The organism is Catenulispora pinisilvae (assembly GCF_015356865.1).
Taxonomy (GTDB): domain Bacteria; phylum Actinomycetota; class Actinomycetes; order Streptomycetales; family Catenulisporaceae; genus Catenulispora; species Catenulispora pinisilvae.
The window spans coordinates 43,648-62,035 of record NZ_JAAFZA010000034.1; the positions used below are offsets into that span (position 1 = coordinate 43,648).

The 18,388-nt window shown below is 71.1% G+C and carries 12 protein-coding genes and 3 pseudogenes; 10 read left to right on the forward strand and 5 right to left on the reverse strand.

All coding sequences use genetic code 11. From position 1 onward, the window contains the following. Positions 1 to 92 precede the first annotated feature (92 nt). The 4 genes and pseudogenes from IZR01_RS12280 to IZR01_RS12295 form a co-directional block, all read left to right on the forward strand. Positions 93 to 1,478 carry a mycothione reductase gene (locus IZR01_RS12280; protein WP_194923873.1) on the forward strand — a complete coding sequence of 462 codons (1,386 nt, stop codon included), beginning with the start codon at positions 93 to 95 and terminating at the stop codon, positions 1,476 to 1,478. A gap of 262 nt (positions 1,479 to 1,740) precedes the next feature. Beyond that, positions 1,741 to 2,139, forward strand: coding sequence for a hypothetical protein (locus tag IZR01_RS12285; protein ID WP_194923874.1), 399 nt, complete (start codon positions 1,741 to 1,743; stop codon positions 2,137 to 2,139). 178 nt (positions 2,140 to 2,317) lie between these two features. Next, positions 2,318 to 3,481 carry a serine hydrolase domain-containing protein gene (locus IZR01_RS12290; protein WP_194923875.1) on the forward strand — a complete coding sequence of 388 codons (1,164 nt, stop codon included), beginning with the start codon at positions 2,318 to 2,320 and terminating at the stop codon, positions 3,479 to 3,481. A gap of 44 nt (positions 3,482 to 3,525) precedes the next feature. Further along, positions 3,526 to 3,873: pseudogene (locus IZR01_RS12295) on the forward strand (response regulator transcription factor); the annotation flags it as partial. Between the two features lie 84 nt (positions 3,874 to 3,957). Here IZR01_RS12295 and IZR01_RS12300 read toward each other — a convergent pair. The 3 genes from IZR01_RS12300 to IZR01_RS12310 all read right to left on the reverse strand — a co-directional run bounded on the left by IZR01_RS12300 (position 3,958) and on the right by IZR01_RS12310 (position 8,108). Continuing rightward, positions 3,958 to 6,330, reverse strand: a complete 2,373-nt coding sequence (locus IZR01_RS12300) for a glycoside hydrolase family 65 protein (RefSeq protein WP_194923877.1) — start codon at positions 6,328 to 6,330, stop codon at positions 3,958 to 3,960. Continuing rightward, positions 6,327 to 7,148, reverse strand: a complete 822-nt coding sequence (locus tag IZR01_RS12305) for an HAD family hydrolase (protein WP_194923878.1) — start codon at positions 7,146 to 7,148, stop codon at positions 6,327 to 6,329. The genes IZR01_RS12300 and IZR01_RS12305 overlap by 4 nt, the downstream gene beginning before the upstream one ends. Positions 7,149 to 7,229: 81 nt before the next feature. Beyond that, positions 7,230 to 8,108 (reverse strand): alpha/beta fold hydrolase, encoded by an 879-nt coding sequence (locus tag IZR01_RS12310; protein WP_194923879.1) that lies wholly within the window; start codon positions 8,106 to 8,108, stop codon positions 7,230 to 7,232. Between the two features lie 261 nt (positions 8,109 to 8,369). Between IZR01_RS12310 and IZR01_RS12315 the strand changes: the two genes are divergently transcribed. From IZR01_RS12315 to otsB, 3 genes and pseudogenes are all read left to right on the forward strand, one after another. Next, positions 8,370 to 9,593, forward strand: coding sequence for an FUSC family protein (locus IZR01_RS12315; RefSeq protein WP_194892432.1), 1,224 nt, complete (start codon positions 8,370 to 8,372; stop codon positions 9,591 to 9,593). A 313-nt stretch (positions 9,594 to 9,906) separates the two neighbouring features. Further along, complete coding sequence (locus tag IZR01_RS12320) at positions 9,907 to 11,382, forward strand: alpha,alpha-trehalose-phosphate synthase (UDP-forming) (RefSeq protein ID WP_194892433.1); 1,476 nt, start codon at positions 9,907 to 9,909, stop codon at positions 11,380 to 11,382. After that, positions 11,379 to 12,194: pseudogene (gene otsB, locus IZR01_RS12325) on the forward strand (trehalose-phosphatase); the annotation flags it as partial. The gene IZR01_RS12320 and the pseudogene otsB, both read left to right, overlap by 4 nt. 37 nt (positions 12,195 to 12,231) lie before the next feature. On the opposite strand, the gene IZR01_RS12330 reads toward otsB, so the two are convergent. Beyond that, on the reverse strand, positions 12,232 to 13,194 hold the full coding sequence (locus IZR01_RS12330; RefSeq protein ID WP_194923881.1) for a UTP--glucose-1-phosphate uridylyltransferase: 963 nt from the start codon (positions 13,192 to 13,194) through the stop codon (positions 12,232 to 12,234). On the opposite strand from IZR01_RS12330, the pseudogene IZR01_RS12335 reads away from it, so the two are divergent. After that, positions 13,159 to 15,039: pseudogene (locus tag IZR01_RS12335) on the forward strand (FAD-binding dehydrogenase); the annotation flags it as partial. The gene IZR01_RS12330 and the pseudogene IZR01_RS12335 sit on opposite strands and share 36 nt — an antisense overlap. Positions 15,040 to 15,131: 92 nt before the next feature. After that, positions 15,132 to 15,920 (forward strand): DNA-formamidopyrimidine glycosylase family protein, encoded by a 789-nt coding sequence (locus IZR01_RS12340; RefSeq protein WP_194923882.1) that lies wholly within the window; start codon positions 15,132 to 15,134, stop codon positions 15,918 to 15,920. Between the two features lie 31 nt (positions 15,921 to 15,951). Here IZR01_RS12340 and IZR01_RS12345 read toward each other — a convergent pair whose 3' ends face one another. Then, complete coding sequence (locus tag IZR01_RS12345) at positions 15,952 to 16,425, reverse strand: MarR family winged helix-turn-helix transcriptional regulator (protein WP_323746161.1); 474 nt, start codon at positions 16,423 to 16,425, stop codon at positions 15,952 to 15,954. Positions 16,426 to 16,510: 85 nt separating this feature from the next. Between IZR01_RS12345 and IZR01_RS53180 the strand changes: the two genes are divergently transcribed. Then, positions 16,511 to 18,142, forward strand: a complete 1,632-nt coding sequence (locus IZR01_RS53180) for an FUSC family protein (RefSeq protein WP_194923883.1) — start codon at positions 16,511 to 16,513, stop codon at positions 18,140 to 18,142. The last annotated feature ends 246 nt before the right edge of the window (positions 18,143 to 18,388 follow it).

Consider the following 18,388-nt stretch of genomic DNA (forward strand, 5'->3'; position numbering starts at 1 on the left):
TCGGTTCGGTTCGGCGCGGATCGGGGTGGGTCGGTTCGGGTCGGGTCGCGTCGGGAACCGGGCGGACCGGCCGGAGGACCGATGATGGAGGGATGAGGCACTTCGATCTGATCGTGATCGGCAGCGGATCCGGCGACGCTGTCATCAGCGGCCGTCCCCGGGACTGGAAGGCCGCGCTCGTCGACGACGCGGCGGTCGGGTTCGGCGGCACCTGCCTGAACGTCGGCTGCATCCCGTCGAAGATGTTCGTGTACACCGCGGACCTGGCCGAGGCCGCCGGCGGGGCGGGGGCGTTCGGGCTGGACCTGCCGACTCCCGCGGTGCGCTGGCAGGACATCAGGAAGCGGGTCTTCGACCGCATCGACCGGCACTCGGCCGACGGGCTGCACCACCGCCGCACCGGTGGCCCGAGTCTCACCTTGTTCGAAGGGAGGGCCCGGTTCACCGGCCCGAAGACGCTGCTGGTCGCCGACGGCGAGACGATCAGCGCGGACCGGTTCGTCATCGCCGCCGGATCGCGGCCGATCGTGCCGGACGTGCCGGGACTGACGGATGCGGGGTTCTTGACCAACGAGACCGTCATGCGCATCGACAAGCTCCCGGAGCGGCTGGTCATCTTGGGGGCGGGCGCGATCGCGGCGGAGTTCGCCCATGTCTTCTCGGCCCTCGGCGTGCACATCACCGTGATCGCCCGATCCGGCGGCATGCTGACGCGGGAGGACGGGGACGTCTCGCGGCTGTTCACCGACATCGCCCGCCGCAAATGGGATCTCAGGGAGCAACGAGAAGCCACCAGAGTCGAGCGCGACGGTGCGGTCGTCCGAGTTCACCTGACGGGGCCGAGCGGAGCCGAAGTCGTCGAAGGCGACGAACTCCTGGTGGCCGTCGGCCGGCGCTCCAACGCCGACCGGCTGGACCTGTCCGCGACCGGGGTCGCGACGCACCCGGACGGTCGGATCGCGGTGGACCGCCGGCAGCGGACGAACGTGCCCGGCATCTTCGCACTCGGCGACGTCAGCTCGCGCTATCAGCTCAAGCACGTCGCCAACCACGAGGCCCGCGTGGTGGCGCACAACCTGGTGCATCCTGACCAGCCGATCGAGGCCGACCACCGGTTCGTCCCGCACGCCGTGTTCACCTCGCCGCAGATCGCCTCGGTCGGGCTGACCGAACAAGGCGCCCGGGCCGACGGCGTCCCGTACGTGGTCGGGAGGCGCGACTACGCGGGCATCGCCTACGGCTGGGCGATGAACGACCCGGAGGGCTTCGCCAAGATCCTCGCCGATCCCCAGACCGGCCGACTTCTCGGCGCGCACATCATCGGCCCGCAGGCGTCGGCCCTGATCCAGCCGCTGATCCAGGCGATGAGCCTGGGCCAGGACGCCGCCACCGTGGCGCGCGGCCAGTACTGGATCCACCCTGCTATGTCAGAGCTCGTGGAGAACGCGCTGCTCGATCTTCCGCCGCGGACCGGCTGACGGCAGAGTGCTGGCTCGGCGGCGAGGTCGAGTGCGGCGACGGGGTGTGCGGGAACCTTCAGCGCCTGGCTCTATGTGGTCGCACAGCATCGCCAGGGTCAGATCACCCAGGTGCGCCTTGAGCTCCGCGTTACGGCCAGGGCGGATCGCCAGAGCTGTCTGGGTGTCGCGCCTGGCAGGAGCCTGCGATCCTGGGTAGATGGTCGAGTCGGGCTCGTCGTCGCATACGCGTCCCACCCCCCGGCGTCGGGCGGGAGTCGTGGTGGGCACCGCGCTGTTCGTCGGTGGTGCCGTGTTCTTCTGGCATTTCGCCGGCCAGGCTGCCCAGGCGTTCGGATGGACTGGGAAGCCGGGGCGGCTGACCCTTACCGACTGCCGGTATCAGAACGGAGGCGGCGACGGCGGGGTGATCGTCAAGGACTGCCGTGGCAGGTTCGTCTCTTCCGACGGCCGGACCGTCAACCCCGACGTGGAGCTGACCACGGGCAGCACCGGCCGCCATGACGAAGGCGACGTCGTCCCCGTGCGCTATGTGCACGGCACCGCCATACAGGTCAGCCTCGGTAACGCGGTGCTGACGCTGATCCCTGCGTTTCTAGGCGCCCTTGTGGTGGCCGGGGGGATCACCCTGATCGTCACAGGTCTCAAAGGGTCGGACTGAGACCCGGCGATCCTGACCCTGAAACGAGAAGCGCCGCTTTCCGCCCGCTCGGCGGAAACGTCCGGCATCCGACCGCGGTACTACGCCCCGACCGGGTTTTCCTTCCGTGGTCTGACGGTTGAGACCGCTGTGCCCCATAGCTTCAGAGGGTCGATTCGCAGGTGGATGGAGACCCAGCATGAAGCGATGGACCGTCGGCCCGGTGGCCGCACTCCTGGTCGGCGTGACCGTGACGGCGTGGACGTTCCCGGCGGACAGTTCGGCGTCGGCGCCCGGAGTCCAGCACGCGCTGGACGTCCTCACGCACGACGACGGGTTGCCGGGTGCCGTCGCGAGGGTGACGGACGCGGCTCACCCGGGCCGCACATACGTGAGCGGGGTGGGTGACGTCGACGGCCGTGCGCCGATGCCGGCCGACGGTCATCTGCGGATGGCGAGCAACGTGAAGTCGATGGTGGCCACGGTGGTGCTCCAACTGGTCGCGGAGGGCGAGGTCGGCCTCGACGCGTCGCTCTCGACGTATCTGCCCGGCGTCGTGCCGCCGCAGGCCGGGGACGCCGACGCGATCACCATTCGTGAGCTGCTGCAACACACCAGCGGCCTGCACGAGTACTCGGACGGTCTTCCCAACCACCAGAATTTCGCGCCGTTCGTTCACTACACCCGCGATCAGCTGCTTCAGCTCGCCTTCGCGAAGGGTCCTGATTTCCCGCCGGGGACGCAGTACCGCTATTCCAACACCGGCTACATCCTGCTCGGCATGGTGATCGAGAAGGTGACCGGGCAGCCGTGGCGGGACGAGGTCGCCCGGCGGATCTTCGAACCGGTGGGGATGCGCGACAGCTACTTCCCTGCCGCCTACGAGTACGGGCTACGCGGCGTGTACGCGCACGGCTACATGCAGCTGCCCGGGGCCGGCGGCGCGATGACGGAGGCGGACGTCACCCACCTGGATCCCTCCGGCGGGGACGCCAACGGCGACGGCATCTCCACGCCGGGCGACCTCGCCAAGTTCTACACGGCCTTGTTCGGCGGGCAGCTGTTGCCGGCCGGTCTGCTCGCCGAGATGGAGAAGGTGGTGGCCACCCCGTCGCCTCCCGGTTCGCCGGAACTCGCCTACGGGTTGGGGGTGGGCCGCTACCCGCTTCCCTGCGGCGGCTACGCGTGGGGCAACGCCGGGACCACCAACGGATTCCAGACGATCTCCGGTCTTACCCTGGACGCCCGGGGGAGGGTCGCCCGCGAGGTGACCATCGAGGTCAACTCGACCTTCGGGCCCCAGCCCGCGGAAGCGACACACTTCTTCGACGCCTTGTTCGCCGGGCTGTGCCCGGCACACTGACCGATTCCCCCTTCGCGAGGAGGCGAACGATGATCCCGACCAGCGCTCGGCCGACTGATCTGCTCTCGGGAATCCGCGCGGTCGCCGCCGGAGACGCCGTCGTCGCCCCCGCACTGACCCGCCGCATGATCGAGACGTTCGCGCCGCACTTCCCCGACGCCGAGCGCCCCGAGAACCCCGATCTGCGGCTCACCCTGCTCACCGACAGGGAGCGCGAAGTCCTCACCGCGATCGCCAACGGCTGGACCAACAACGAGATCGCCGACCGGCTCATCCTCGCCGAGTCGACCGTCAAGACCCACATCGGCCGGATCCTGTCCAAGATCCAAGCGCGGGACCGGGTCCAGGCGGTCATCTTCGCCTACGACACCGGGCTGGTCCGGCCCGCGTGAGGGGTCAGCTGGTTGCTGGGAAGCGGGGGGCGGCGAAAGACAGATCCGCTTAATCAGCAACGGTATCGGGAGCCCGAAGACGGCTCACTGCGGCGCCTCCCACCGACGCGGCGCGCGTCCCGCCGGCTGGTGAACCGGGGCGGCCGCGGGCAGCCGCGCGATCGGCCGGGTGACCGGGCTGTCCTGGGCGACGTCGATCGGGTGCCCGTGGTGCAGGATCCGTAGCGGCGGGCCGTCCAGCAGGCGGTAGGTGACGGCGTCCGCGGCGACTTCGACGCGAAGCCTGCTCTGGCGCAGCGAGAGGTTGACGGCCAGCCGCGTGATGCCCGCCGGCAGCCGGGGCTTGAACCCGAGGGTGGCGCCTTCGCGGGGATCGTGGTGTTGGCGCATCCCGGCCAGCCCGGCGACCAGCGCGATCCAGGTTCCGGCCAGGGAGGCGATGTGCAGCCCGTCGCGGGTGTTGTGCTCCAGGTCGTTCAGGTCCATGAGCGCGGCCTCGGCCAGGTAGTCGGCGGCCAGCTCCAGCTGCCCGACCTCGGCGGCCATCACCGCCTGGGTGCACGCCGACAGCGAGGAGTCCCGGACGGTGAGCGCTTCGTAGTACGCGAAGTTGCGGGCCTTCTGCTCGTCGGTGAAGGCCTCGGACCGCACGTGCATGGCCAGCACCAAGTCGGCCTGCTTGAGGACCTGCTTGCGGTAGAGGTCGAAGTAGGGGAAGTGCAGCAGCAGCGGATATTGCTCCGCCGGGGTGCCGGCGAAGTCCCAGACCTCGTGCGAGGTGAAGCCCTCGGCCTGCGGGTGGACGTTGAGCGCGTCGTCGTAGGGGATGAACATGGCCGCGGCCGCGTCCCGCCAGGAGGCGGCTTCCTCGTCGTCCACGCCGGATTCCAGCGCCCGGTCGGCGTAGCGCTCGGCGACCGCGGCGGCGGAGAGCAGATTGTGCTGCGCCATCAGGTTCGTATAGACGTTGTTGTCCGCGATCGCGCTGTACTCGTCGGGCCCTGTGACCCCGTCGATGCGGAACCGGCCCCGGGCGTCGTGGTGGCCGAGCGACCGCCACAGTCTGGCCGTCTCGACGAGCAGTTCCAGCCCGGCGCTCTTCTCGAAGTCGGTGTCGCCGGTGACCGCGATGTACCGGGTCACCGCGTCGGCGATGTCGGCGTTGACGTGGAACGCCGCGGTACTGGCCGGCCAGTACCCCGAGCACTCGGCCCCGGTGATGGTCCGCCACGGGAACGCGGCGCCCTTCAGGCCGAGCTGTCCGGCCCGGTCCAACGCCTGCGGCAGGGTGTCACGGCGCCAGCGCAGCGCCTCGGCCGCCGCTTGCGGGACGGTGTATGTCAGTACCGGAAGAATGTAGGTCTCGGTGTCCCAGAAGGCGTGGCCGTCGTACCCGGTCCCGGTCAGGCCCTTGGCCGGGATGGCCCGGCCCTCGGCCCGGGCGCCGGCTTGCAGCACGTGGAACAGCGCGAACCGCACCGCCTGCTGGATCTCGGCGTCCCCCTCGACCTCGACGTCGGCGCGCGCCCAGAAGTCGTCCAGGTAGGACCGCTGCTCGCCGACCAGGCCGTCCCAGCCGGTCTGCACCGCGCCGGCCAGTGCGGCCTCCACCTGGGCCCGCACCGCGGGCTCGGACCGTACCTGCGACCAGCCGTAGGCGACGTACTTGATCAGCCGCAGCCGCTCTCCGGGCTTCAGGACGGCCGTCACCGTGTACCGGGCCAGGTCCTCGAAGCTCTCCACGGTCTCGTCCAGGTCCTGCGGCGCCCGCACCTGATGACCCATCGCGGCGGCGACCCGCAGTCCGCTGGCGGCGGTCCGGTGCACCAGGACCGCCCCGGCCGGGCGGCTGCTGCTCTCCTCCGGCCGCAGCGGCGCCTCCAGGACGGCCGAGGCCCGGGGGTCGGCGTCGGCTTTCGGCGGGAGCTCTTCGTTGGCGACCAGTTCGGACTGGATCACCACCCGCAGTTCGGTGTCGACGGCCTCGACCTCGTAGCTGATCGCCGCGATCGCGCGCTGGACCAGCGATACCAGCCGGCTGGAGCGCACCTTCACGCGTTTGCCGACCGGGGACTCCCACTCGACCTGGCGCTCCAGCAGACCGGTGCGGAAGTCGAGGACGCGCTCGTGGCTCACGACGTGTCCGTAGCGCAGGTCGAACGGTGAGTCGTCGACCAGCAGCCGGATCACCTTGCCGTTGGTGACGTTGATGACGGTCTGGCCCGCTTCCGGGTCGCCGTACCCGGCCTCGGCGTAGGGCAGCGGGTGGGACTCGAAGACACCGTTGAGATAGGAGCCGGGCAGGCCGTGCGGCTCGCCCTCGTCGAGGTTGCCCCGCCAGCCGATGTGGCCGTTGCCCAGCGCGAACACTGATTCGCTCTGGCCCAGGACGTCGGGATCGAACTTCGTCTCCCGCAGGCTCCACGGCTCCACCGCGTAGAAGTCGTGCCGGATCATTTCTGGTGCTCCCGGTCGGACTGGTCGCCCTGATCAGACTGGTCGGCCTGGTCAGACCGGTCCAGGAGGTCGGCCAGGTCGGACACGACCGTGTCGGCGCCGTCCGCGCGCAGGGCCTTGGCCTGCCCGATCCGGTCCACGCCCACCACGAACCCGAAACCGCCGGCCCGCCCGGCCCGCACGCCGGCCAACGCGTCCTCGAACACCGCGGCCTCGCCCGGCTCCACACCCAGCTTCTTGGCCGCGGCCAGGTAGGTGTCCGGGGCGGGCTTGCCCGGCAGGCCCTCCTCGGCGATCGTCACCCCGTCGATGCGGACCTCGAACATGTCATCGATACCCGCGGCCTTCAGCACGCTTTCGCAGTTGGCGCTGGAGGAGACCACTGCCCGGTGCAGCCCGGCGGCGCGCACGGCCTTGAGGTAGCTGACCGAGCCCGCGTAGACGTGCACACCCTCGGAATCGAGCAGACGCAGGACGATGTCGTTCTTGGCGTTGCCGAGCCCGTTGACCGTCTCGGCGCCCGGCGGGTCGTCGGGGGAGCCCTCCGGCAGCTCGATGTGGCGCGAGGCCAGGAACGACCGGGTCCCGTCGGCCCTGGTCTTGCCGTCGACGTAGGTGTCGTAGTCGGCCACCGGATCGAAGGGCACGAACGGCCCGGGACGGGAGCGCAGGTAGGCGTCGAACATCTCCTTCCACGCCGCGGCATGCACCGTCGCCGTCTCGGTGAGGACCCCGTCGAGGTCGAACAGGCACGCCCGGATCTTCTCCGGCAGCCCGGTCTGGGTCGATGTCCCTGAGTTGTCCTTGTGCTTGTCCATGTGCTTGTCCATGTCCCCGTCTCGGGTTTCTATTCGCGGCCCCCCTGGGTCATTCAGGTGACGTTCCGGCCCGCCGGACGCTCAGCCGGTGTCCGCCCGGACCGCCGCCACCACGGCGGCGGCGAACCGCTCCGGTGCTTCCAGCGGCGAGAAATGGCCGACGCCGTCGAGCCGGCTCAGCCGCGCGGTGGCGAAGAACTGACCGATGCGGTCGGACCACTCGACGGGGAACAGCGGATCGTGCTCCGGCCACAGCACCGTGGTCGGGACCGCGATCCGGTCCCGCGCGGCCGGCGCCCGCTCCGCCAGCGAGGCGGCGACCGCTCCGGCTCCGGCCCGATACCAGGCGATCGAGGCGGTGAACGCGCCCGGCGCGGCGTAGACCGACACCAGGTGGTCCAGGTGCTCGGCGTCGGGTTCGTAACCCGGTCCGGACCAGCGCGACCAGAAGTACCGCAGGTACGCGCGTACCGCTTCGGGCCGGCCGTCCACGAGCTGACTGGACAGCTCCAGGTTGTGAAAGGCCTGATACCAGAACTCCCGCTGCGCCTCCGGGGCGAGGATCCGATCGCCGATCCCGGGCAGCGGCGGCGCGATGACCAGGGAGCGGACCAGGTCCGGACGGTCCTTGGCCAGCGCCTGGGCGATCCTGCTCCCGATGTCGTAGCCGGCGACCACCGCCGGTCCCGGCGCGACCTGTTCGAGCAGAGCGGCGACGCTTCGGGCCTGGGCCGCGGCGTCGTACTGCCGGGCCGGTTCGGCGTCGAGCTTGTCCGAGGCGCCGAAGCCCCGCAGATCGGGCACGATCACATCCGCCGCCGGCGCGACCAGCGGGACGACCTCGCGGTAGTCGGTCCGGTCGCCCGGCCAGCCGTGCAGCAGCACGACGGTGGGCCGGGTCCGGTCGCCGGTCCGGTCGTAGGCCAGCCGGAACCCGTCGACCGCTGTTTCCTGGCGCATGGCCGCCATTGTCCCGCGTGCTCGTGCTCTGCGCACGACCGTCCGGAACCACAGTTCGAGCCCACCGGTCCCGCGCGTCAAACGGGTGAGCGTCCCGATTCGGATATCCGAGGGCGGGCATCCTTCGATCACTGCCGTCACCGGCAGCGTCGATCGAAGGGGCAGTCGATGAGCGCCGCCGATGTCGGCCCGCGGCAAGGGCGGCGGCGCCCGGCAGCCGCGTAGCAAGGGCCGAACCCGAGATCGGAGGGGGACCAGCACATGCCGCAGCTCCCGGCCCGGGTCGCGTCGCTGGCCCGGTACCGCGACGACCCGGTGGCCGTGTGGACGATCCGGGCCACCGCCGCGGCGGTGCTGGCCTACGCCGTCGCCGAGGCGCTCAGCTCCCAGCCGGCCCCGCTGACCGCCCCGCTGACGGCGCTGCTGGTGGTCCAGGTGACCTTGTACTCGACGCTCACCACCGGCATCCGGCGGGTGATCGCCGTGGTGGCCGGGGTGCTGATCGCGGTCGGCTTCAGCGCCGTGGTCGGCCTGTCCTGGTGGAGCCTGGGCCTGATCATCCTGGCCGCGCTCACCGTCGGCCAGTTCATCCGGGTCGGCGAGTTCGTCAACGAGGTGGCGATCAGCGCGATGCTGGTCCTGGGCGTGACCCAGCTGGCGTCCCAGGCCTGGGAGCGGGTGCTGGAGACGCTGATCGGCGCGGTCGTCGGCCTGCTGTTCAACATCGTGCTCGCCCCGCCGGTCTGGGTGGACCCGGCCGCCGACTCGATCGTCGGGCTGGCCCGCCGTACCCGGGGCCTGCTTCTGGACATCGGCGAGGAGCTGGACCGGCCGGTCCCGGTCCAGCAGGCCGCGGACCGGCTGCACGAGGCCCGCCGGCTGGACCAGGCCGTCACGGACGTGGACGCCGCGCTGCGCCAGGCCGAGGACAGCCTGCGCCTCAACCCGAGGATCAGCGAGGGCCTGCTGGCGCGCCTCGTCCTGCGGACCGGGCTGGACACCCTGGAGATCTGCGTGGTCGTGGTGCGGGTCCTGGCCCGTTCGCTGACCGACCTGGCCAAACGGCGCGCGGAGGGCGAGGCGTTGTTCCCGGCCGAGACGGCGCAGGCGCTCGCCGAGCTGCTGGCCGACGTCGGCGCGGCCATGGTCAGTTACGCGGTGCTGGTGACGACCCAGGTCAGCGGCAGCGCCGAACAGGCCGAGGACCGGCTGGCGGCCGAGTTGTCGGCCGCGTGGGAGCGCCGGGAGCCGGTGGCCCAGATGCTCCTGAGCAGCGTCCAGCAGCACCCTTATGCCTGGCAGCTGTACGGTTCGCTGCTGGCCGAGATCGACCGGATGCTGGAGGAGATGGATCTGGAGCACCGGTCCCAGCGGTTGATGGCGGAACTGGACCGGGCCACGGCGAACCGCCATGAGCGGGCGGCGCGGTTCGCCGGGATCAGGCGGCTGGTCCGGACGGGACGGCTGTCTGGTCGCGAGAGCTGAGTTGGTGGTGAGAGCTGAGTTGGTCGAGAGTTGGGCCGTCGCGAGCGTTGAGCTGGCCCGGCTACCCTCAAATCCCGGCCCATTGTGGACGGTCCGCCGTGGGTCGCGGGGGGACCGGATTCATGCATCCCCACATTCGCAAACGGCATAGCTGCCCACCGTTGCCCGCTGTAGATCATCCTAAACGCCGACTTGGCAACCGCACCTGACCAGGCATACAAACGGGTGAGTAGATCGCCGCCAGATCGGCTCCGGGGGTGCGGGTGGCGCGGCGACTGCGGAGAATCTTTTCCGGTGCTTAGGCGGGAGAAATATGGCAGTCGGAGCGACGAAGCGGCGCGGTGCGGATTTCCTGGTGGTCGCCAACCGGCTGCCCGTCGACCTGGAACTGCTCGACGACGGGACCGAACGGTGGCGTCCCAGTCCCGGCGGTCTGGTCAGCGCGCTGGAGCCGTTCCTGCGCGGCCGGGACGGCGCCTGGGTCGGCTGGTCCGGCCGGGCCGATCTGGACCTGGAGCCGTTCGACGACGACGGCCTGCTGATGCACCCGGTCCGGTTGTCCTCCGACGAGGTCCGGGACTATTACGAGGGTTTTTCCAACGGCACCCTGTGGCCGCTCTATCACGACGTCATCGTCCCGCCGGTCTATGAGCGGTCCTGGTGGGACAGCTACGTCGTGGTGAACCAGCGGTTCGCCGACGCCGCCGCGGCGGTGGCGGCCCCGGGGGCCACCGTGTGGGTGCAGGACTACCAGCTCCAACTGGTCCCGGCCATGCTCCGCGAGCAGCGTCCGGACCTGCATATCGGCTTCTTCCTGCACATCCCGTTTCCGCCGGTCGAGCTGTTCATGCAGCTGCCCTGGCGGACCGAGGTGGTGCGCGGGCTGCTGGGGGCCGACGTCGTCGGGTTCCAGATGCCCGGGGGAGCCCAGAACTTCCTGTGGCTGGCCCGGCGGCTGCTCGATCTGGAACCGACGAAGGCGGCCGTCCGGGTCCGCAGCCGCCCCGGGTCGGTGTCGTTCGACGGCCGCCAGGTCCGGGTCGGGGCCTTCCCCATCTCCATCGACGCCGCGGCGTTCGACGACTTGTCACGGCAGGCCCGGACCACCAAGCGCGCCAGCCAGATGCGCTCGGACATGGGAGATCCCCGCCGCCTTCTGCTCGGAGTGGACCGGCTGGACTACACCAAGGGCATTGACGTGCGCCTGCGTGCCCTGCGCGAGCTGCTGGTCGAGGGGCGGGTGGACCCGGAGGACGTGGCCATGGTGCAGCTGGCCACCCCGAGCCGCGAGCGCGTCGGCCAGTACCAGGCGATGCGCCGCAGCATCGAGCAGCAGGTCGGCGGGCTCAACGGCGAGTTCGGCCGGGTCGGCCGCCCGGTCGTGCACTATCTGCACCAGCAGATGGACCGGGACGAGCTCGTCGCGCTGTACAGCGCGGCCGACGTCATGGTGGTCACGCCGCTGCGGGACGGGATGAACCTGGTGTGCAAGGAATACATCGCCACCCGGCACGGACTGGACGGAGTGCTGGTGCTGTCCGAGTTCGCCGGGGCGGCGGCCGAGCTGAGCGATTACGCCCTGCTCGTCAACCCGCATGATCTGGACGGCGTCAAGAAGGCTCTGGTGCGGGCGCTGACCATGGACCCGATGGAGGAGCGCGCGAGGATGCGGACCCTGCACCGACAGGTGATGACCCATGATGTGGGCCGCTGGGCTCGCTCGTTCCTCGACTTCCTGGACCCCGCCTCGGCTGCGGCCACCGGGGCGCATACGGTGGTGCACCAATGACCGCCGAGACGCTGCCGGCGGCCCTGCGCCAGGCCGTCGCCCGCCTGGCCCGGACGCCCCGGCTGCTCGTGGTCTGCGACTACGACGGGACGCTCTCGCCCATCGTCGCCGATCCGGCCCGGGCGGTGCCGCGTCCGGAGTCGATACGGGCCCTGCGATCGCTGGCCGCCCTGCCCGACACGACCGCCGGCGTGATCTCCGGCCGGGCCCTGCGCGACCTGGCCGCGCTGTCCGGGCTGGCCGCGCCGTCCGGACATGCCGCGCCGTCCGGACTACCGGCCGGAGTGCATCTGATCGGCAGCCACGGCGCGGAGATCGACGCCGGGTTCGCCCACGCCCTGGACGCCGACGCGCAGAAGCTCCGCCGTCGACTGGAATCCGGCCTCGGGAAGCTCGTCGGCCGCACACCGGGCGTGCTACTGGAAACCAAGCCGGCGAGCATCGCGGTGCACGTGCGCCGGGCCGAGCCGGCGGCCGGCGAGTCGGTCCTGGACGCGGTCCGCGCGGGCCCGGCGCGGTGGGCGGGCGTGCACGTCACCGAGGGCAAGGCCGTGATCGAACTCGCGGTCGTCGAGACCGACAAGGGCGAGGCCCTGGACCTGCTGCGCGGTCAAGCCGGCGCCACCGCGGCGCTGTTCGTCGGCGACGACGTCACCGACGAGAAGGCGTTCGCCCGCCTGGCCGGTCCGGACCTGGGGGTGAAGGTCGGTCCCGGCGAGAGCCTGGCCGAGTACTCCGTGCCCGACACCGGGGACGTCGCGGCGCTGCTGGCCTACCTGCTGGCGGAGCGGGGTGCCTGGCTGCCGGGGGAGATTCGCCGATCCGGTGGCTGACCGCGTGCGGTGCCGGTCAGGCCGAGGTGCCGGTGCCGGTGCCGGTGCCGGTGTTGGCGGCAGCGTCGGCGCCGGTGTCGGTGTCGGCGCCGGTGTCGGCGGCCAGCGATCGCAGGACCGGTCCGTAGTCGGGATCGGCCAGGGCGCGCGCGAACTGAGCCACCAGGTAGTCCTCAGGATTGCCGGTGTCGTACCAACGCCCTGCGATCACCTGCCCGTACACGGCGTGGGTCGCGGCGTAGGCGTTGATCGCCTCGGTGAGGTACACCTCGCCGGTGCGCCGCTGCTCCCAGCGGACAGTGGCCTCGCGCAGTTCGTCCACGACCCCGGGGGTGACGACGTAGCCGCCGATCGCGGCGTAGTCGCTGGGCGCGTCCACGGGCTTGGGCTTCTCCAGCAGACCCGAGATCCGCAGCAGGCCGCCGCCCAGGTCCTCGTGCACGAGCGGGACGCCGTAACGCTCCGACTCCGCGCGGTCCATCGGCATCAACGCCAGCACCGGACAGGCGGTCGCCTCGTAGGCGGCGATGAGCTGCTGGGCGCGGGGCACCTCGGCCACGAACACGTCGTCGGGCCACAGCACCAGCATCGGCTCATCGCCGCCCAGACCGCGCGCCGCGTTCAGCACCGGGGTGCCGTTGCCGTAGGGGCCGTGCTGGTCCTGGTAGGTGATGTGGCCGGCGCGCGCGAGTTCGGCCACGTCCTCGACAGCCTGCGCGTAGGCGTCCTTGCCCGCGGCCCGCAGCTGCTCGACGAGCGCCGGGTTCGGCCGGAAGTGGTCCTGGATCAGCGACTTGCCGCCGGACACCACGATGGTGATGTCGGTGATCCCGGAGGCCACCAGCTCGCGCACCGTGTGCTCGATGACCGGCCGGTCGCCGACCGGCAGCATCTCCTTGGGGATCGCCTTGGTCAACGGCAGCATCCGGGAACCGATCCCGGCCGCCGGGATCACCGCCCTGCGGATCGTCACAGCCACGCCGAGGCCTCCGGATCAGGTCGGAACCGCCGGTCGGCCCGGCAGGACACGACGGAGGTTACCAACGCCTGCTCGCCGGCGCACTGTGTGACACGCGTGACAGCCGCCACGCAGTCGATTGGTTTAAGTTCTTTCCCAACGCCCGCACGACAGAAGTGGAGCCACCCCGTGGACGCTGACGTCATCATCGTCGGAGCCGGCCTGGCCGGACTCACCGCCGCGCACGAGCTGACCTCGCGGGGTCGCAAGGTGGCGCTGGTCGAGCAGGAGAACGCTGCGAACCTGGGCGGCCAGGCCTGGTGGTCGTTCGGGGGGCTGTTCCTCGTGGACTCCCCTGAGCAGCGGCGGCTGCGGGTGAAGGACTCTGTCGAGCTGGCCTGGAACGACTGGCTCGGCAGCGCGCAGTTCGACCGCCGGGACGACGAGGATTCCTGGGCCTACCGCTGGGCCCGCGCCTACGTCGAGTTCGCGGCGGGGGAGAAGCGGTCCTGGCTCGCCGGCCACGGCCTGAAGTTCCTGCCGACGGTCGGCTGGGCCGAGCGCGGCGATCTGCGCGCCGACGGGCACGGCAACTCCGTGCCGAGGTTCCACGTCACGTGGGGCACCGGGACCGGTGTCGTCGAGCCCTTCGTCCGGTTGGCGAAGCAGGCCGCGGCCTCCGGGCTGCTGACGTTCCACCACCGGCGCCGGGTCGACGAACTGGTGGTCACCGACGGCGCGGTCACCGGGGTCCGCGGCACCGTGCTGGCCGACGACGACGCGGCGCGCGGCGTCCCGTCGAGCCGCGAGGCGATCGGCGAGTTCGAGCTGTCGGCGCAGGCGGTGATCGTCACCAGCGGGGGGATCGGCGCGAACCACGAGGTGGTGCGCGAGTTCTGGCCCGAGCGCCTCGGCAAGGCCCCGGGCTTCATGGTGACCGGCGTCCCGGCCTACGTGGACGGCCGGATGCTGGACATCAGCGAGCGGGCCGGGGCACGGCTGGTCAACCGGGACCGGATGTGGCACTACACCGAGGGCCTGCGCAACTGGGATCCGGTGTGGCCGGGGCACGGAATCAGGATCCTGCCGGGGCCGTCGTCGATGTGGTTCGACGCCCTGGGCCGCCGGCTGCCCGCACCGTATCTGCCCGGCTACGACACTCTCGGGACGCTGCGCCACCTGCGCACCGATCCGGATATCGCAGGGTACGACCACTCGTGGTTCGTGCTCACCCGGCAGATCGTCGAGAAGGAGTTCGCGCTCTCCGGCTCGGAGCAGAACCCTGACATCACCGCGAACGACCGCAAGGCGTTCCTGCGCGAGCGGCTCGTGGGCAAGGGCGCCCCGGCGCCGGTCGCGGCGTTCGTCGAGAAGGGCGCCGACTTCGCGGTGGCGAAGAGTCTGGAGGAACTGGTCGCGAAGATGAACACGATGACCGGCGAGGCGTTGCTGGACGCGGCCGAGATGCGCCGCCAGATCGAAGCCCGCGACTCGCAGATCGCCAACCCCTACAGCAAGGACGCCCAAGTCCAGGGCATCCGCAACTCCCGCCGCTACCTCGGCGACCGCCTGGGCCGCACCGCCACCCCGCACCGGATCCTCGACCCGGCGGCCGGTCCGCTGATCGGCGTCAAACTCAACATCCTGACCCGCAAGACCCTCGGCGGCATCCAGACCGACCTGGACTCCCGCGCCCTGGCCGCGGACGGCTCGCCCATCCCGGGCCTGTACGCGGCCGGCGAGGTCGCCGGGTTCGGAGGCGGCGGCGTGCACGGTTACAACTCGCTGGAGGGGACGTTCCTGGGCGGCTGCCTGTTCTCCGGCAGGAAGGCCGGGCGGGCCGCGGCGGAGTCCAGCGCGGGCTGACTGCGAGTCGGTTGACCTGGCCGACCTGACCGAGCTGACTGTGGGCTGACGGCGCGAGCCCGCCGGGTCGCTGCCCCGAGGCAGGAGGTGCCATGCCCGAAGGCGATTCGGTGTTCCGGGCCGCCGCGCAGCTGCACGAAGGGCTGTCCGGGGACGTCCTCGCCGTCGCCGACCTGCGGGTCCCGGCGCTGGCGACGTCGGATCTGACCGGGCGCCGGGTGCTGGAGACCGTCGCCCGGGGCAAGCACCTGCTGACCAGATTCGAGGGCGGTCTGACGCTCCACACACACCTGCGGATGGACGGACGCTGGGCCCTCTACCGGACCGGCGAGCGCTGGAGCGGCGGCCCGGGATGGCAGATCCGTGTCGTGCTGGGCACCGCTGCTAGCACCGCTGTCGGCTATCGGCTGCCCGTCGTCGAACTGCTTCCCACCGCCGACGAGTCGAGCGCTGTCGGCCATCTCGGCCCGGACCTGTTGGGCCCGGACTGGGACCGGCAGGAGGCCCTGCGCCGGCTGTCGGCCGATCCGTCGCGGCCGCTCGGTCTGGCCCTGCTGGACCAGCGGAACCTGGCCGGGGTGGGCAACGTCTACGCGAACGAGCTCAGCTTCCTGGCCCGCGTCCCGCCCTGGCGGCCGGTGGGGGAGGTGCCCGGCCTGGAGAAGGTGCTGGACACGGCGCACCGGTTGCTGACGCTCAACCGGTTGCGCGGCGGGCACGTCACGACCGGGGACACCCGGGCCGACCGGCGGAACTGGGTCTACGGCCGGGCCCGGCAGCCCTGCCGCCGGTGCGGGACGCGGATTCTGACGTCGAGTCTGGGGACTCCGCCTCAAGATCGGGTCGTGTACTGGTGTCCCAGCTGCCAGCCTGAGCGATAGCGAAGCTTGTCAGCTTGTCAGCAGCCATCAATCAGTTGTCTGCGATATGCTCCATCAGCCCCGCGGCCAGCCGCAACACCTGCCGCTCCGTCTCGCTCAGCCCGGCGAGCGCCCCGGCCAGCCAGTCGTCGCGTTCGGCCACATCGTGTCTGAGGGCCGCGCTCCCGGCCTCGGTGATGCTGATGATCGACTGCCTGCGGTCCTCGGCGCCGGAGCAGCGGATCACCAACCCGTCGCGTTCCAGCTCGGCGAAGACCCGGGTCAGCGACTGCGGCTGCTGCCGGTCGGCCGCGGCCACCTCGCCGGGGGTGGACGGGCCGTGCCGGTACAGGTGACTCAGTACATTGATCTTGTTCGTGCTCATCGCGCCGGCTGAGCGCGCGGTGCGCAGCCGGCGGGCCAGACGGGTGGCGCCTTGTCGGATGGCCTCGGCCGCGGCGAGCAGCTCCGGCGCGGGCGCGGTGTCGGCTGGGGCCTCGGTGGCAGGCATCGACTGTGTTGGCACAACGCTACGCTATCACTTACTATTATGGCTGCGCTACGGCTGGCACCCCTAGACACGGCCTGCCAATAGATTCAGGGGATAGTAAGTGATAACCACCAATCGGCTGCGGTTGCGGCTGAGTGCGCTGCGCCTGAACAACGCGCCGCGTCCGGGCACGCGGCGTCCGGACGTGCTCCGTCTGGGCGCCCTGCGCGGCGCGACGGTCGCCACGGCCTCGGCGCTGGCCGCCCTGGCCTCGGCGATCTGGCTCGAACACCACGCCCACCTGGGGATGGACGTCGTCGTGACCGCTGTGGCGTTGAGCGTGACGCTGGCGCGGGTACAGCGCGGCGCCGGTCATCAGGACCGGCTGATCGGCGTCCTGGTCATCGCCGCCTCGGCCGCTGTCGCGTCCGAAGTGGGTTCGCTGCTGGTGCGGCACCCGATACTCGGGGACGCGGCGTTCGTGACCGCGATGGCCGGCGCCATCTGGATCCGGCGGTTCGGCGCCCGCGCCACGAAGGCGGGCACGTTTCTGGTCCTGCCGTTCGTGGCACTCCTGGTCACCCACACCGAAGGCGCCCGCCCCTACGCCGCCGACCACGACGCGTGGAGCGCCCTCATCGCCGTGGTCGCAGCGTCCTGGGTCTGGCTCGGCCAGCTCCTCGCCACGGCGGTGCGGTTCGATCGGCCGCGCCCCCGGCCCACGTCGCGCCCGTCTCCGGCCGGGAGCACCAAGCGGCGGATCCCCGCCAGCACCCGCATGGCGTTACAGATGGCCGCCGCGCTGACCACGGCGTTTGCCGCCGGTCACCTGGTCTTCCACGAACATTGGCCGTGGGCTGTGCTCACCGCGTTCATTGTCTGTAGCGGCGCGCGGGGGCGTGGCGACGTCCTGCACAAGAGCATCGAGCGTGCCTGCGGCGCGGCTGTCGGGACCGCCATCGCAACGTGGATCGCCGGAGCGCTCCCTGCGCACGACAGGTGGTCGATCGTCCTCATCTTCACTGTGCTCGCCATAGCCGGCTGGCTCCGCGAGATCAGCTACGCGCTCTGGGCCGGATCGGTGACCGCCGTCCTGTCGCTGCTATACGGGTACTACGGCCAGAGCGCCCCGTCGCTACTGCTGACGCGCCTCGAAGCGATCCTGGTCGGTGCCGCCTTGGGCGCGGCCGCGTCCTGGCTCATCCTGCCGGTCCGCACCGGGGACGTCTTCAAACGCCGCGTGGCCGACGCACTGGCCGCACTGTCCGACTTCCTCGGCACCCCGATCGGCGACCGGGCCGAAGCCCGACAGCGCGGCGCCCGCTTCCTACAGACCGCTGAGCTCCTGGAACAGATCGCGAAGCCGATCCGCACGCACCGCATGCTGCTCCGCCGCGCTCACAGTGCCCGCCGCCCACGCCGAACTACCGGCCACGCTCCAGGCCCTGCCGCGCACCCTGCCTCACACCCTCCCGCACACCCCGCAGACGCCATCGATGCCGTCCGCGCCTGCATCGCTCCCGTGGAACTGCTGGCGAAGGCCTTCGCCGACACCCCGCCGGAGCCGACACCGGCCTGGGCGGGCCTGCAAGGCGCGGTCGCCGCGAATCTCGGCACCGTCCGTCGCCGACTGGGCGGCAGAGGCAGCGCTGGCCCCGCCTACCGCCGGCTACCGCACCCGGCAAGCACTAGCGCCGGATCGGCGCTGCTGGAATTGGACGCCGCGCTGGCCGCACTGGACAGGGCGGTTTAGCGCTGGTGGGTTCCCGCCGGACGGCATGAACTGATACGGCGGCGCAGTTCTCTGCGCGGCCGTTCCCCTACGCCCCCTTAACGGGCGTCAACCGATGCCGCATCAGGCCACCTTTGCCCGGCGGTTCGCGGCGCGCCGGTCGCCGGTCGCCGATCGGGATCCGTTCCTGGCCGGGGCTGCGGGCCAGCGGGTTTTTTGGGGGCTGGAGTTTGCGGGGCGAGTTGCTGTTGCGCTGTGGGTTTTAGA

Excerpts from the sequence above, each read along its gene's own strand:
- IZR01_RS12280 (WP_194923873.1), top strand. The coding sequence starts at position 93 with ATGAGGCACTTCGATCTGATCGTGATCGGCAGCGGATCCGGCGACGCT.
- IZR01_RS12290 (WP_194923875.1), top strand. The coding sequence starts at position 2,318 with ATGAAGCGATGGACCGTCGGCCCGGTGGCCGCACTCCTGGTCGGCGTG.
- IZR01_RS12300 (WP_194923877.1), bottom strand. The coding sequence starts at position 6,330 with ATGATCCGGCACGACTTCTACGCGGTGGAGCCGTGGAGCCTGCGGGAG.
- IZR01_RS12305 (WP_194923878.1), bottom strand. The coding sequence starts at position 7,148 with ATGGACAAGCACAAGGACAACTCAGGGACATCGACCCAGACCGGGCTG.
- IZR01_RS12310 (WP_194923879.1), bottom strand. The coding sequence starts at position 8,108 with ATGCGCCAGGAAACAGCGGTCGACGGGTTCCGGCTGGCCTACGACCGG.
- IZR01_RS12315 (WP_194892432.1), top strand. The coding sequence starts at position 8,370 with ATGCCGCAGCTCCCGGCCCGGGTCGCGTCGCTGGCCCGGTACCGCGAC.
- IZR01_RS12320 (WP_194892433.1), top strand. The coding sequence starts at position 9,907 with ATGGCAGTCGGAGCGACGAAGCGGCGCGGTGCGGATTTCCTGGTGGTC.
- IZR01_RS12340 (WP_194923882.1), top strand. The coding sequence starts at position 15,132 with ATGCCCGAAGGCGATTCGGTGTTCCGGGCCGCCGCGCAGCTGCACGAA.